This window comes from Sphingobacterium sp. SRCM116780 (assembly GCF_021442025.1).
Taxonomy (GTDB): domain Bacteria; phylum Bacteroidota; class Bacteroidia; order Sphingobacteriales; family Sphingobacteriaceae; genus Sphingobacterium.
Genome location: NZ_CP090446.1, coordinates 330,957 through 345,451 on the forward strand (window position 1 = coordinate 330,957; position 14,495 = coordinate 345,451).

15 protein-coding genes are annotated in these 14,495 nt (G+C 36.0%); 13 read left to right on the forward strand and 2 right to left on the reverse strand.

The genetic code is table 11. The features are described from left to right. Nucleotides 1–3 precede the first annotated feature (3 nt). From murD to LZQ00_RS01365, 8 genes are all read left to right on the forward strand, one after another. Nucleotides 4–1,377 (forward strand): UDP-N-acetylmuramoyl-L-alanine--D-glutamate ligase, encoded by a 1,374-nt coding sequence (murD, locus tag LZQ00_RS01330; protein WP_234511255.1) that lies wholly within the window; start codon nt 4–6, stop codon nt 1,375–1,377. A gap of 37 nt (nt 1,378–1,414) precedes the next feature. Then, nucleotides 1,415–2,623, forward strand: a complete 1,209-nt coding sequence (locus LZQ00_RS01335) for an FtsW/RodA/SpoVE family cell cycle protein (protein WP_234511257.1) — start codon at nt 1,415–1,417, stop codon at nt 2,621–2,623. 21 nt (nt 2,624–2,644) lie between these two features. Further along, entirely contained in the window at nt 2,645–3,745 is a 1,101-nt protein-coding gene (gene murG / locus LZQ00_RS01340) for an undecaprenyldiphospho-muramoylpentapeptide beta-N-acetylglucosaminyltransferase (RefSeq protein WP_234511259.1), read from the forward strand. Between the two features lie 8 nt (nt 3,746–3,753). Continuing rightward, nucleotides 3,754–5,109, forward strand: coding sequence for a UDP-N-acetylmuramate--L-alanine ligase (gene murC / locus LZQ00_RS01345; protein WP_234511260.1), 1,356 nt, complete (start codon nt 3,754–3,756; stop codon nt 5,107–5,109). Next, nucleotides 5,102–5,944 carry a cell division protein FtsQ/DivIB gene (locus tag LZQ00_RS01350; protein WP_234511262.1) on the forward strand — a complete coding sequence of 281 codons (843 nt, stop codon included), beginning with the start codon at nt 5,102–5,104 and terminating at the stop codon, nt 5,942–5,944. The genes murC and LZQ00_RS01350 overlap by 8 nt, the downstream gene beginning before the upstream one ends. Nucleotides 5,945–5,966: 22 nt before the next feature. Next, nucleotides 5,967–7,331 (forward strand): cell division protein FtsA, encoded by a 1,365-nt coding sequence (gene ftsA / locus LZQ00_RS01355; RefSeq protein WP_234511264.1) that lies wholly within the window; start codon nt 5,967–5,969, stop codon nt 7,329–7,331. 140 nt (nt 7,332–7,471) lie between these two features. Next, the gene (gene ftsZ, locus LZQ00_RS01360; protein ID WP_234511266.1) at nt 7,472–9,157 is read left to right on the forward strand and encodes a cell division protein FtsZ; all 1,686 of its coding nucleotides are present in this window, start codon (nt 7,472–7,474) and stop codon (nt 9,155–9,157) included. A gap of 110 nt (nt 9,158–9,267) precedes the next feature. Beyond that, nucleotides 9,268–10,398: a sugar phosphate isomerase/epimerase family protein gene (locus tag LZQ00_RS01365; protein ID WP_234511267.1), complete on the forward strand. Its 1,131-nt coding sequence runs from the start codon at nt 9,268–9,270 to the stop codon at nt 10,396–10,398. A gap of 27 nt (nt 10,399–10,425) precedes the next feature. On the opposite strand, the gene LZQ00_RS01370 is transcribed toward LZQ00_RS01365, so the two are convergent. Further along, nucleotides 10,426–11,067 (reverse strand): response regulator transcription factor, encoded by a 642-nt coding sequence (locus LZQ00_RS01370; protein WP_234511269.1) that lies wholly within the window; start codon nt 11,065–11,067, stop codon nt 10,426–10,428. 260 nt (nt 11,068–11,327) lie between these two features. On the opposite strand from LZQ00_RS01370, the gene mscL reads away from it, so the two are divergent. The 5 genes from mscL (at nt 11,328) to tsaB (ending at nt 13,511) form a co-directional block, all read left to right on the forward strand. Beyond that, entirely contained in the window at nt 11,328–11,735 is a 408-nt protein-coding gene (mscL, locus tag LZQ00_RS01375; RefSeq protein WP_234511271.1) for a large-conductance mechanosensitive channel protein MscL, read from the forward strand. Between the two features lie 188 nt (nt 11,736–11,923). Further along, a complete protein-coding gene (rpmH, locus tag LZQ00_RS01380; protein ID WP_045753170.1) occupies nt 11,924–12,082 on the forward strand; it encodes a 50S ribosomal protein L34 in 159 nt (52 codons plus the stop codon). A gap of 66 nt (nt 12,083–12,148) precedes the next feature. After that, nucleotides 12,149–12,586 (forward strand): ribonuclease P protein component, encoded by a 438-nt coding sequence (locus LZQ00_RS01385; RefSeq protein WP_234511273.1) that lies wholly within the window; start codon nt 12,149–12,151, stop codon nt 12,584–12,586. Then, on the forward strand, nt 12,537–12,791 hold the full coding sequence (gene yidD, locus LZQ00_RS01390; RefSeq protein WP_234511274.1) for a membrane protein insertion efficiency factor YidD: 255 nt from the start codon (nt 12,537–12,539) through the stop codon (nt 12,789–12,791). The genes LZQ00_RS01385 and yidD overlap by 50 nt, the downstream gene beginning before the upstream one ends. Before the next feature lie 12 nt (nt 12,792–12,803). Next, nucleotides 12,804–13,511 (forward strand): tRNA (adenosine(37)-N6)-threonylcarbamoyltransferase complex dimerization subunit type 1 TsaB, encoded by a 708-nt coding sequence (gene tsaB, locus LZQ00_RS01395; protein WP_234511276.1) that lies wholly within the window; start codon nt 12,804–12,806, stop codon nt 13,509–13,511. Here the strand turns inward: tsaB and LZQ00_RS01400 are convergent. Then, entirely contained in the window at nt 13,506–14,408 is a 903-nt protein-coding gene (locus tag LZQ00_RS01400; protein ID WP_234511277.1) for a CorA family divalent cation transporter, read from the reverse strand. The two genes, tsaB and LZQ00_RS01400, sit on opposite strands and share 6 nt — an antisense overlap. Nucleotides 14,409–14,495: the final 87 nt, after the last annotated feature.

A 14,495-nucleotide genomic window follows, 5' to 3' on the forward strand; every position in this document is an offset into this window, starting at 1 on the left:
ATTATGGCAAACATTTCATCCATATATTATCCTCAGTCAGGTAAGCTGGTTGTTCTCGGAGCAGGTGAAAGTGGTGTGGGTACTGCTATTTTGGCTAAGCAAAAAGGATTTGATGTTTTTGTTTCTGACAAGGGAACAATAGCTGCATCGTATAAAGCACAATTAGAGGAAGAGCATATTTCTTTTGAAGAGGGTACACATAGTGAAGAGCGAATTTTATCTTCCGATTTGGTGGTGAAAAGCCCGGGTATTCCAGAAACGGCTCCTTTGGTTGTTTCGTTGAAAGCGAAGCATATTCCTGTCATTGCTGAAATTGAATTTGCAGCACAATATACAGCTGCTAAGTTAATTTGTATTACGGGTTCAAATGGGAAGTCAACAACAACGATGTTGACCTATGAGATGTTGAAACATGCAGGGCAGCATGTTGGATTGGCAGGGAATATCGGCAAAAGCTTTGCGCTACAAGTCGCACGAGAACAATTTGATGTGTACGTTTTGGAAATTTCAAGCTTTATGCTGGATGATATGTATCATTTTAGAGCAGATATAGCTGTTATTTTAAATATTACGGCAGATCATTTGGATCGCTATGATCATAAAATGGAAAACTATGTAGATTCTAAATTTCGGATGATTCAAAATCAAACGAAAGACGATTTTTTCATTTACTGTCTAGATGATCCAGAAACAAAGAAAGGTTTGATGCGTCACAAAACAGCGGCCATGTATTTGCCTTTCACACTAGAACAAGAAGTAGAAATTGGAGCTTATTTAACTCCAGATAAAGATATTATAATTAGCATACCTAATAGCGATACATTTACTATGAGAACGGAAGAGTTGTCTTTGACAGGAAAACACAATGTGTATAACAATATGGCCTCTGGCCTTATTGCTAAGGTTCAAGAGTTGAGAAATCAATCGATGAAGGAAAGTATGGGATCGTATGTAAATATTGCTCATCGTTTAGAGCAAGTTGCTTGTATCGGAGGGGTTAATTACATCAACGATTCTAAAGCGACAAACGTTAACTCTGTTTGGTATGCGTTAGAAAGTGTGTCAAAACCAGTCGTTTTGATATTAGGAGGAGTGGATAAAGGAAATGACTATGATATGTTACGTGATTTAGTTAAAAATAAAGTACGTGCTATTATTTGTATTGGGAAGGATACTGCACCTATTCATACGGCATTTGAGAGTGATACGGAATTGATCGTGAACAGTTCATCCATGAAAGATGCTGTTCAATTGGCGTCGCATTTAGCTCAAAAAGGAGATACCGTATTATTATCCCCTGCATGTGCAAGTTTTGATTGGTTTAAAAATTATGAAGATCGTGGCGATAAGTTCAAAGCTGCGGTAATGGAGTTGTAGTGGATATAGGTTTAAAATAAATCTAAAGTAATTAGTTATGTTGGAGAATTTACTTTCTAAATTAAAAGGCGATCGTTGGATCTGGATCATTGTGATCCTGCTTTCTGGATGGTCTTTGTTGGCGGTCTACAGTTCTGTAGGTACGTTGGCATATAAAGAAGGAAAAGGAACAGAATTATATTTGTTCAAGCATTTCTCTTTAATTGCTGTTGGATTTGTTTTGATGTACCTGTCACATAAATTAGATTATCGATATTATGCAGGTATCTCCAAATTGTTAATGGTCATTACAGTCCCTCTTTTACTGTATACCTTAGTCTTTGGTAGTAAAGTGAATGATGCAAGTCGATGGGTAACTATCCCGGTGATTAATCAGACTTTTCAAACTTCCGATTTGGCAAAATTGGCTTTAATCACTTTTTTAGCACGTATGCTTTCCAAAAAGCAGGAAGAAATTAAAGATGTTAAAAAATCATTCATCCCTATTATGGGAGCTGTTTGTGGTGTCTTTGTTTTAATTGCCTGGGCAAATATGTCAACAGCAATTATGCTATTTGGGGTATGTGTGTTGTTGCTTTTAATTGGACGTATCAGTTTTAAACAAATTGCTATTGTATCGGCAGGGGTTATGTTATTGGGGATTGTGGTTGTATCGATCGGTCCTCGGCGTGCTACTTACTATAGTCGTGTCAAATCTTTTATGGGGATTGAACATGAAAAGCAAACGGGTATGCCTGTCTCTTTCCAAGATGATAAAAATTATCAGGCGAATAATGCTAAGATCGCCATTGCTACAGGTGGATTATTTGGTAAAGGGCCAGGTAATAGTATTCAGAGAAATGTACTTCCTCACCCTTATTCCGATTTTATATTTGCCATTATTATTGAAGAGTATGGAACAATTGGTGGTGTCGTACTCATTTTTCTATATCTGGCATTGATGTATCGCTGTATTCGGATTGTCACATTAAGCCCGAAGGCCTTCGGAGCGTTTTTGGCTGCAGGTTTAGGCTTTAGTTTGACGATTCAAGCATTTGCAAATATGGCCGTTGCCGTGGGATTAGGCCCCGTTACTGGGGTACCCTTACCATTAGTTAGTATGGGGGGGACATCGATTTTGTTTACAAGTATCGCCTTAGGAATTATCCTGAGCGTGAGTAGAAATATTGAAGAGTTAAAAGGTAAGCAGGAATTGGACGAAAGACCAAAAGAAAAAAGAGTCGTAGTGGGTACAATTCCCGCGTAATTAATATAGGAAATATAAAACATGGCAATTCGAGTGATCATAAGTGGAGGTGGTACAGGTGGACATATTTTTCCAGCTGTGGCAATTGCCAATGCATTAAAAGCATTGGATCCACAAAATGAGATCCTATTTGTAGGAGCTAATGGTCGCATGGAAATGGAAAAGATTCCTGCGGCTGGTTATCGAATTGTTGGTTTGGACATTCAGGGAATAAATCGCCAGGCAATCTGGAAAAATATTTTTCTGCCGTTCAAGCTTTTGAAAAGTCTGAATAAAGCGCGTAAAGTAGTAAAGGAATTTAAACCTGATGTTGCGGTTGGTGTTGGTGGGTTTGCTTCTGGTCCTTTGTTGATGGTTGCGAATCGATTACATATTCCGACGCTTGTACAAGAGCAAAACTCTTATGCAGGTGTTACCAATAAAAAATTGGGAAACAAAGCGGCTAAGATTTGTGTTGCTTTTGAAGGCATGGAGAAATTCTTTCCTGCTGAAAAAGTCATGTTAACGGGTAACCCGATTCGACGTGCTTCGGTGGCGATTGAAGGAAAACGTGAAGAAGCATTCGCGTCTTTTGGATTGGATCCTGCTAAAAGGACAATTTTGGTCACTGGGGGGAGTCTAGGGGCACGTACATTAAATGAAAGTGTTATTGAGGCATTGGATAAATTGACGCAGGAAAATATACAGGTGATTTGGCAATGTGGAAGTTATTATTTTGATGATTTGAATCAAAAACTACAGCATAAATTACCAAACAATATCAAGATGTTGGCTTTTTTGCAACGGATGGATTATGCATATGCAGCGGCTGATGTCATTATTAGTCGGGCAGGGGCGGGGACAATTTCAGAATTATGTGTTATTGGAAAACCTGCTATTTTAGTTCCTTCACCGAATGTTGCGGAAGATCATCAAACGAAGAATGCGATGGCATTGGTTCAGAAGGATGCAGCCATATTAGTTAAGGATGAGGTCGCTGTGCAGGAATTATTTGAAGTTGCATTACGGTTGTTGGACAATGCATCAGAATCAAGTTCTTTGGCGCATAATATAAAGAAATTAGCACTTCTGGATGCAGATACAGTGATCGCAAAGGAAGTTTTAAAATTGGCAAATAAATAGGAAGAATGATGAAAATAGATACAATTAAACAGGTATATCTTATCGGAATCGGCGGCATTGGAATGAGTGGGTTGGCACGTTATTTTGCTCATTTGGGATGTCTTGTAAAAGGATACGATCGTACAGAAACAGAATTGACGAAAACGTTAGCTGCTGAAGGAATTGATATTTCGTATCAGGATGACATCGCTACTATTGATCCTATTTTTAGTCTTGCAAACGAAGAAACATTAATCATTTTTACACCAGCTGTTCCCAAAGATTTGAAAATCAAACATTATTTGGAAAGAGTTGGACATACCTTATATAAGCGTTCTCAAGTATTGGGAATCATTAGTGAAAGTCGTTTTACAATTGGTGTTGCGGGTACGCATGGGAAAACAACGACTTCAACGATGGTCGCTCATATTTTGAAGGACTCTGGTTATGATTGCTCTGCTTTTTTAGGAGGGATAAGTTCTAACTATGATACAAATGTTTTATATGGAAAGAATGAAGTGGTGGTGGTTGAAGCAGATGAATATGATCGTTCTTTTTTAACCCTACATCCTAATATCGCAATCGTTACTTCTGCAGATGCAGATCATTTGGATATCTATGGTGATGCCAGTCATTTATTAGCATCTTTTCAACTGTATTTGGATCGTGTGGTTGAAAATGGAACTCGCATTGTAAAGAAGGGACTTCCTTTTGATGGTCAAATTTCTTACTCTGGTCATAATGTCGCGGATGTTTATGCCGATCATGTACATGTGAGAGAAGGTGAATTTTATTTTGATTACGTATCTGCAACGGGCAAAATTGAAGATATCCATTTAGGGATACCAGGAACACATAATGTTGAAAATGCTGTAGCTGCAATTACAGTTGCTCGTATTTTAGGTATCGCTGATGATAAAATAAAAGCTGCTTTAACAAATTTCAGAGGTGTTAAGAGACGGTTTGAATATATAGTAAGAAGTAAATCATCCATTTATATTGATGATTATGCGCATCATCCCGAAGAGTTGAGGGCATTTCTAAGTTCTATGCGAAAATTGTATCCGAATAAAAAACTGACAGTTGTTTTTCAACCGCACTTATTTACACGGACACGTGATTTTATAGACGGATTTGCAGAAGTGCTTTCCATGGCTGATCGTTTGCTGTTGATGGAAATTTATCCTGCGCGTGAGCTGCCAATTGAAGGTGTCGACTCGACGTGGTTATTAAGTAAAATTACAGCTTCAGAAAAAGCAATTGTAACACCCGAAGAAGTGCTGGCAATTGCTAAGATGGAGAAACCAGAATTATTGGTGACAGTGGGAGCTGGAGACATTGATAAATTAGTAAAACCGTTAAAGGAAATATTAGGTAATGCTTAAATATTTACACAACATAAAATGGAATCGCGTGTTATATCTTTCACTCTTTTTTCTTGGAGTGATTGCTGTAGTCATTGTGATGTCCTTGGTCAACCGTAAAGATGATCAGCAAGTATGTCGTGAAGTAAATATTTTTATTGAAGGAAAAGAAGCTTTTATTGATCAAGATGATATCTCGAAGTTGATCAGAAAGAATTATGGAGATATTGTGGGGAAATCACTGATAGGTATTCCCTTGCAAAAAATAGAGGAAACGTTAAGAAAATTACCATATGTGTCAAAGGCTACTGTGCATCTAGATATGGATGGAGCTTTAGCCATTAATATTGAACAACGAGAGGTTGTGATGCGTGTCATTAATAAAAATGGACGTGAATATTATATTGATCTACATGGATTGAAGGTTCCAACAACATTGAAATATGTGCCACATGTCATGATTGCTACAGGTAATATTGAAGAGGGATACAAAAATCCTTTGGATTCAGTGAAGTCATCACTGGTGAAGGATTTGTTTCGTGTAACACAATTTATCGAAAAGGACGAATTATGGAGTAATCAAGTGGTGCAGGTTTTTGTCAATAATGATAATGATATCGAATTGGTTCCGCGAGTGGGTAATCAACAACTTATCATTGGTACAGCGGATTCCTTAGATCAAAAATTTAGTTTATTACAGACATTTTATAAAGAGATCATGCCTAAAGTAGGTGTTGATACTTATAATAAAGTAAATGTAAAATATGCAGGTCAGATTATTTGTGAAAAACGAGGTGTTTGGACATTTGACGATTTGTATAACCCGGAAAAGAAAATAAAAAATAACACATTATAATACAGCATCAATACAGAATATTATGAGTTCAAAATCAGCAGAAATTGAAAGAGAAAACCCAATAATTGTGGGACTCGATATTGGTACAACCAAAATTTGCGTTACGGTAGGACGACGTAGCGGAGGAAACAAAATTGAACTTTTAGGAGTTGGTAAGGCAGATTCGGCAGGAGTAAGTCGAGGTGTAGTTGCTAATATTCAGAAAACAGTGAGTAGCATTCTTGAGGCGGTTGAAATAGCCGAAAATCAATCGAATGTTGATATCAAAGTTGTGAATGTTGGTATTGCTGGTCAACACATTAAAAGTATTCAACATCGTGGTATTTTTACCAAGACTGATAGCGATGATGAAGTAACAAGAAGAGATATTGAACGTCTGATTTCTGATATGTATAAATTAGTGTTGCCTCCTGGAGAAGAAATTATCCATGTGTTGCCACAGGAATTTACGATCGATAACGAACCTGGAATCCGTGAACCTATTGGTATGGCTGGACGTCGTATTGAGGCGAACTTCCATATTATTTCTGGACGTGTTACGGATATCAGAAACATCAAAAGATGTATTGATAATTCAAATCTAGAAGTTTCGGAATTAATTCTTGAACCGTTGGCATCATCTGAAGCTGTATTGGATGATGACGAGAAAAATGCTGGTGTTGTTTTGGTTGATATTGGTGGAGGTACTACTGATGTAGCGATTTTTCATGAAGGAATAATTCGCCATACTGCTGTTATCCCACTAGGGGGAAATATTGTGACAGAAGATATTCGCCAAGGATGTTCTGTATTACGTAGTCAAGCGGAGTTATTAAAAACACGATTTGGATCTGCATTAGCAGATGAAAATAAGGAAAACGAAGTGATTTGTGTTCCTGGATTGAAAGGTCGTGAGCCAAAAGAGATCTCTGTTAAAAATCTTGCATATATCATTCAAGCACGTATGGAAGAGATCATTGAACACGTATATTACGAAATCAAATCTTCGGGCTATGAAAATAAATTGATCGGAGGTATCGTTATTACTGGAGGTGGGGCACAATTGAAACATTTAGTACAATTGGTTGAATACATAACAGGTATCGATTGTCGTATTGGTTTTCCAAATGAGTACTTAGCTAAAAATGAAGTTTTACCAAAAGCTTTATATGAAGAATTGAAAAGCCCATTATATGCAACAAGTATTGGTTTGCTGATGAAGGGTATTCAAGCGCATGAAGATGAAGTGGATAGCAGAAGAACACCTAAAGCTGTGAAAAAGGATGTTGATTCTGTTAAAGAAGTCGGCGAGGAACAACAAAAAGAACACGGTCTATTGACTTGGTTTAAGAAATTAATGAAAGATGGTAACGAAATTGATGACGCCACTTTCTTAGATAAAAAATAGTTTTCAACACCATTGGTATTTTTCCACATTCTTAACAATTGTGGAAAAATATTGTTGAAAATGTGGTATTATTACATTGCGATTGTTGAGTTTAAGTATAATTGGTACTGAGCTCATTATGAGTTAAATAGGGATAAGTTATGTCAATACAGTTTGAAATGTTAAAAGAACAATCATCAATAATCAAAGTTATTGGGGTTGGTGGTGGTGGCGGTAATGCTGTTAACCACATGTATAAACAAGGAATTAGTGGAGTTGATTTCATCGTATGTAATACGGATGCGCAAGCTTTGGAGTTAAGTCCAATACCTAATAAAGTACAGTTAGGTATGAGTTTGACAGAAGGTATGGGTGCTGGTGCAGATCCTGATGTGGGTGAAAATTCAGCTATCGAAAGTATTGATGATATCAAACGTATGTTAGGTACAAATACAAAGATGCTTTTTATCACCGCTGGTATGGGTGGAGGCACGGGTACTGGCGCAAGTCCAGTATTAGCGAAAGCGGCTAAAGAATTGGGTATTTTAACTGTAGCGATTATTACAACTCCTTTTACTTTTGAAGGTAAACGTCGTCGTTCTCAAGCAGAAGAAGGCTTGTCCGAGCTTCGAAAATATGTCGATTCTTACTTAGTGATCTCTAATGATCGTCTGCGTGAGATATTCGGAAATTTAACGATGACAGCAGCGTTTGCTAAAGCAGATGATATTTTGACAACTGCAGCAAAAGGTATTGCTGAAATTATTACAATTCCAGGTTATGTGAACGTCGATTTCAAAGATGTGCGCACGGTTATGAATGATAGTGGTGTTGCGATTATGGGTAATGCTGTTGCTGAAGGCGATGATCGTGCTATGAAAGCTGTTGAAGGTGCATTAGCTTCCCCGTTATTAAAAGATAATGAAATCGAAGGCGCTCGTTATATTTTATTGAATATTACTTCAGGTTTGAAAGAAGTGACCATGGATGAAGTAGCCATCATCACGGATTATATTCAAGAAAAAGCGGGTCTTTCAGCTGATTTGATTTGGGGTAACTGTATTGATGAAAACTTTGGAGAAGAACTGTCAGTTACGATTATTGCAACTGGTTTTCAAACTTCTGAAGAGCGTGATAAAGAACGTGAAAATACAAAAGTTTCGCTACCTCTTACCGCTACAGAACAAGCTGTTTCATTTGTAAAACCTGTTAATCAGTTTGTGCAAAAAGATGCTACAGCTACAACGCTTGTTAATCCAGTGCAATCGAATCCAGAAAATGTAACTGCTCCAACTCCTTCAAATGATTTGTTCTCAACTCCTAAAAATGTTGTTCAACAACATGTTGCAGTAGAAGAGAATGCAATTATTCGTCATGAACTGAATTTGGAAGAAGTGGTTGAAGAAGAAGCTCCTGCAATAAATCAAGGAAATGATTTTCAATTGAAAACTTCTCCATCGGTGTTTCAATTTCAAATGCCTACAGTATTTGATGACTATGCTACGTCACCTGCACCCGTTCAGGATGAACAGTCAAATAACTTTTCAGCTTCTATTAACAATAACGCTGAGATAGAGCAAGTAGAGGAAGAACAAGTTTCTTTTGAAGATCAATTAGTACGTACGAAAGAGCGTATTTTGAGATTGAAAGAATTGAGTATGAAATTGAAATCTTCTAATGGACTTCAAGAATTGGAAAATGAGCCTGCTTATAAAAGAAAGCAAATGTCATTAGATGATACTCCTCATTCTTCACAATCTCAGGTTTCTAGATTCACATTATCTTTTGAAGATGGAAATACAGAAATTAGACCTAATAATTCTTTTTTACACGATAATGTAGATTAGTGTCTATTTAGGCGAACTATATGAAAGCTATCTCACCCGAGATAGCTTTTTTTTTGTATCTTTAGGTTATACCGTTTATATAGAATTGTATAATATTTATGAATAAGAAAATGAATAATCCAATATGGGTAATGAGTTCAGCCTTTGACAAGTTGGACTTACCAGAATTAATTGAAAAATCTAAACAGGTGGGTGCTTCAGGTATTGATTTATGTGTTTTTCGAAAAGATGGAACGCGTCAAGATCATACTGCCACACATTTAAATTATGAGGGATTCGGTCTTGAAGAAGCCAAACGTACCATTGGAACTTTTAATCAAGCAGAGTTAAAGCTGTCGTTAGGAGCTTTTGAAAATATGATTGGTGGCGATGAGGATCAACGTGTAAAAAATCAGAATCATTTATTGAAGCTTATTCGAATCGCTTATTTGTTAGGAGGTAACGCAAACAATGTTAAGGTGGGAACTTTTGTTGGCTACAATCATGAATTGGGGAATGAAATCGATGGCTTTCAGAAAAACTTAGATGAATATAAACGTGTTTTTGCCCCTATTATAAAATATGCAGAGGATTTGGGCGTGACCGTATTGTATGAAAACTGTCCGATGGAAGGATGGCGTTCATCTCGGTATAGTTCTACTTACAATAACCTACCTGCTGTATTAGCGGCAAGAAAATTAATGTATGAGATCATTCCAAGTCGCGCGCATGGTGAAATTTATGATCCCTCGCATGATGTTTGGCAGAACACAGATCCAGTAGCTGTAATAAAAGCAATGGATATCAGTAGACTGCACCGTATCCATGTGAAGACTACGCGTAATTTAAACACGCAAGCGCGTGTCGATTGGGGTGGTATGTATCCAATGCAACATGTTGATGCAACGCTTGCTAGAGCAGCTGATATTACAATACCTGCCCATGATTGGGATAGACATCATTATGAAGCGATGTTGCCAGGTTTCGGAGGGTCAGATAGCATGGATTGGAGGGCTTTTGTTGATACACTAAAAAGTCGTGATTTTACAGGAGTTTTTGAGATTGAAAATGAAGCGAAAAACTCGAAAGATACAGGTGTGATGTCTGCTACACTACAAGGGTTCCGTTCTTGTATTAATTTTCTAGCACCAATGCTTTGGGATCTGGACGAGAAAACAGGATATTCTTATAAAAAGGAATCGGAATTAACAATACCTGATGCGAAAGATATTCCGGAAGTAACGATGGATAAATTAAGATAATATAGGTAATAGTATTCACTCTCCCAATTAATTGGCAGAGTGAATTCTAAATATCTCAATGAGTTCTGGAATATTGGAAACATTTAATTTTTCAAATATTCTACTTTTATAAGTACTCACCGTTGAAGGGCTCAATTCTAATGTAGTGGATACTTCAATAATACCATATCCTTGCGTAAGATATTTCGCAACATCTACTTCTCTATTTGAAAGTCTAGACAAAGGATTCAACGTATTAATCTTTGATTTACTTTGTGTCAGTTTTTTAACATATAGATCTTTTACTTCGTCTGACATATATTTTCCTCTCTCTTTGATTGTTAATATGGCATTGCCAACTTCTGACATCGCTGTGCTTTTATTAACATATCCTGCAGCTCCAGCTTCAATATAGCGTAAGGCATATAAGGATTCGTCATAGGAAGAGAATACTAAGATCTTTATTGAAGATTGAATTTCAAGTATTTCTTTCACTACTCTAATATTGTTTCCGCCTGGCATATTGATGTCTAACAAAAGCAAATCAAAGTTTTCTTTTTGAAGTAAGTCAAGTACCTCATTATAATCTTGAGCCTGTGTAATTACACAATCTGGTATAACTTCCTTAATAATAACAGACACCCCTAATCTAACAATACTATGATCGTCAGCAATTAATATTTTTTTCATGATAGGTATTAGGTAAAATTATATTACACATATATAGTTAAGTTAAAAATAAATAAAAATCCTGAAATACAGACAACAAAATTTATGCAAATATAATCAAAGATAAGCTTTTTTTACTTATTTAATTCCTTTGTGCTTTGTGTAATAATCCTATTAACAATATCTTACATAAGATTAACTAAAATTTTGTAGTTTTATTGTTGTAATTAGTTTATTTTTAGAGTAAAATTACGATAATTGCAGTATTAAAAAATTATTTTATGGGATTTTTAAAAGAATTTAAAGAGTTCGCAATGCGCGGAAGCGTAGTGGATTTGGCAGTCGGTGTTGTTATTGGCGGTGCATTTGGAAAAATTATTACGTCTTTAGTAGGCGATATCATCATGCCTCCGATAGGATATTTAACGGGAGGAGTGGATTTTTCAAAAATGAAATATGTGCTGGAAGCTGCTGATGAGGTTGCTAAAAAGCCAGAAGTAGCAATTAATTATGGTACCTTCATTAATGTATTGATCCAGTTTATTATTGTTGCATTTTGTATTTTTTCGGTGATAAAAGGTATAAATTCACTGAAACGTAAAGAAGCGGCAGCTCCAGAAGTAGAACCAGAAGCAACAAAAGAAGAAGCTCTTTTAACTGAAATTAGAGACTTACTTAAAAATAAGTAATCTAAGGTCGTTCTATAAAAAACAGATAAGGAGCTTGCTTTCCTTGTCTGTTTTTTTTGTAGAATATTTTGTTTTTTGGATAAGTTGCAATTATTGTTTGTAATTCTCTAAAATATATTTTACTTTTGCATTCCTCTTTAGGGAGTTTTATTAATAGAATCAAAACATAATTTAGCATATTAAGCGTCATGAAAAGAACATTTCAGCCTTCGCAAAGAAAAAGAAGAAATAAGCACGGATTCAGAGATCGCATGAGTTCTGCAAATGGTAGAAGAATTTTAGCTTCTCGTAGAGCAAAAGGTAGAAAACGCCTTACAGTTTCTGACGAAGGTCGTCACAAAGGTTAAGATTTTTGCGTAGCTGGTGGCCAGGTGGCTCGTGTAATAACATGGCCGACTTTTCAGTCATCGATTATGATTAAAAATACATTTAAGAAAGAAGAACGTTTATGTAGTGTCAAGTTAATTGACTTATTATTTCATAAAGGTTCTTCTTTTGTTTGTTATCCCTATCGCATTGTCTTTTATTCTCCAAAGGAAGACAGTAACACTACACTAGACAATTCTTCATCGCAGGTTATCCTTTCCGTTTCTAAAAGACGATTTAAACGAGCAGTCGATCGGAATGTAATGAAGAGACGAATGAGAGAATGTTTTCGCTTACAAAAAAAAACAAATCTGACGCCGTTTTTACAGGAACAACAGTTACCTTTGTTACTGGCCATACAATATGTTGGTAAAGGCTTATTGGCCTATAATTTTCTATATAGCCATTTGGAAAAAGCTTTGTTAAAACTTGAGAATGAGTGTTCTAAATTATATTTGGCAAAAGATAATCAAACGGATATTTAGTCTGTTTTTTTTGGCAATCATTAAATTTTATCAACTCTTTATCTCACCTTTTTTGGGTGCTAACTGCCGCTATACACCAACATGTTCTCAATATGGGTATGAAGCCATCCAGAAATATGGTCCTTTTAAAGGTGGTTGGCTTGCAATCAAACGTATTCTGAGTTGTCATCCTTGGGGTGGTAGTGGTCATGACCCAGTTCCTTAATCTTTTAATAACATGCATACTTATATTTTACAAATAGAAACTTCTACTTCTGTCTGCTCTGTTGCTTTAGTTGAATCTGAACGGGTTTGTCAAAGCGAAAGTTTAAATGAACCGAATGTTCATGCTTCTCAATTGACCATTTTAATCCAAGATTTATTGGACCTTGAGCATATAGGCTTTGGAGAACTGTCCGCTGTTGCTGTGAGTATGGGGCCAGGTTCATATACAGGTTTGAGGATTGGCGTTTCTACGGCTAAAGGATTGTGTTATGCACTGGATATCCCTTTGATAGCTGTTAATACCTTAGATGGGCTGTATGAAGGATTTAAAACAGATAGAAAGGAGTCTGCTCTATATGATCTTTATATCCCCATGTTAGATGCGAGAAGAATGGAAGTATATTGTGCAGCCTTCGACAAAACAGGTGACTTAGTATCCAACACGGCGGCTTTAATTATTGATGAAACAAGTTTTGATCAATATCGAGATCATTACCCTCGTATTTGTCTCTTTGGTCCTGGAGCAGATAAACTGGAAGCGCTATTTGTGAATACAAAAGGTATTACTATTGTACCAGGTATTCAGACAAATGCTGTTGCTATCAGCCGATCTGTTTTTCAGAAATATCAAATGAAAGACTTTGAAGATATAGCCTATTTCGAACCTTATTATTTAAAAGATTTCGTTGCGACTGTAGCTAAGAAAAGTCCCAGTTTATAACCATCCTTTTCTTTTAAACCAGTAATATATAGCAATAGAGGTCCCGAGCATGATACCTATTGCTATCGGATAACCGTAATACCATTCTAACTCTGGCATATTTTTGAAATTCATGCCATAAACGCCTGCTACAAATGTAATAGGCATAAAGAAGACAGAGAAAATGGTCAAAATCCGCATGATCTCATTGGTATGGTTGGAAGAGATATTAAAATAGATATTTAATAGCTGACTGGTATTCTCTGATAAATTGTCGTAAAGGGTATTTGCTCTTAAAAATAAATCTTTTAGATCTCGACTATAAATATCTCTTTTGGGGCTGGAATGAAAATGGTCAACAATTTCTTTATACAGAATAATCACTTTTCGGACAACATCAATCTGTCTTTTAATAAAATAAACATGTTTTAGTACTAATTTCTTTTGCCGGGTCAAAAAAACAGCTTCTTCGTATTCATCAAGCTTGATAGATATTTTTGGTAATAATTTTTCAAAAGTAGCTATTGCTGCTGTACTCAAATGCGTAGCTAAGTGCCTGCTATCTTTTAATTTCGACGATTTAAAATCTAAAAGTTTTATTTTATGAATGAAATCTACATTTTTTTTATGCAAGGTAATGACAAAATCAGAGCCATAGAAAATAGTAAGACGATCTGTTATTTCCCCTATATTGTCGGAATTATCTTTGAAAGTTGAAGAAACCAAACGTAATATGATGAATGTATAATTTTCAAACTCCTCTATTTTAGGCAAATGTTCAGGTTCCAGTGAATCCTTGATAGATGCCTGATTCAAATTGTATTTTTCTTTTAGTATTTCGAGATCTGCTACACTTGGTTCAAAGACATCGATCCATTCATAGTTCGCTTGTTCTTTACTGATTAAAGTTGATATCATATGATTACATTCGATTTTTTGGTTAATATACCGAAGAGAATGACAAAATGCAAATTGTGTATAAATTAAGAAAGCCGCTGATTAGCG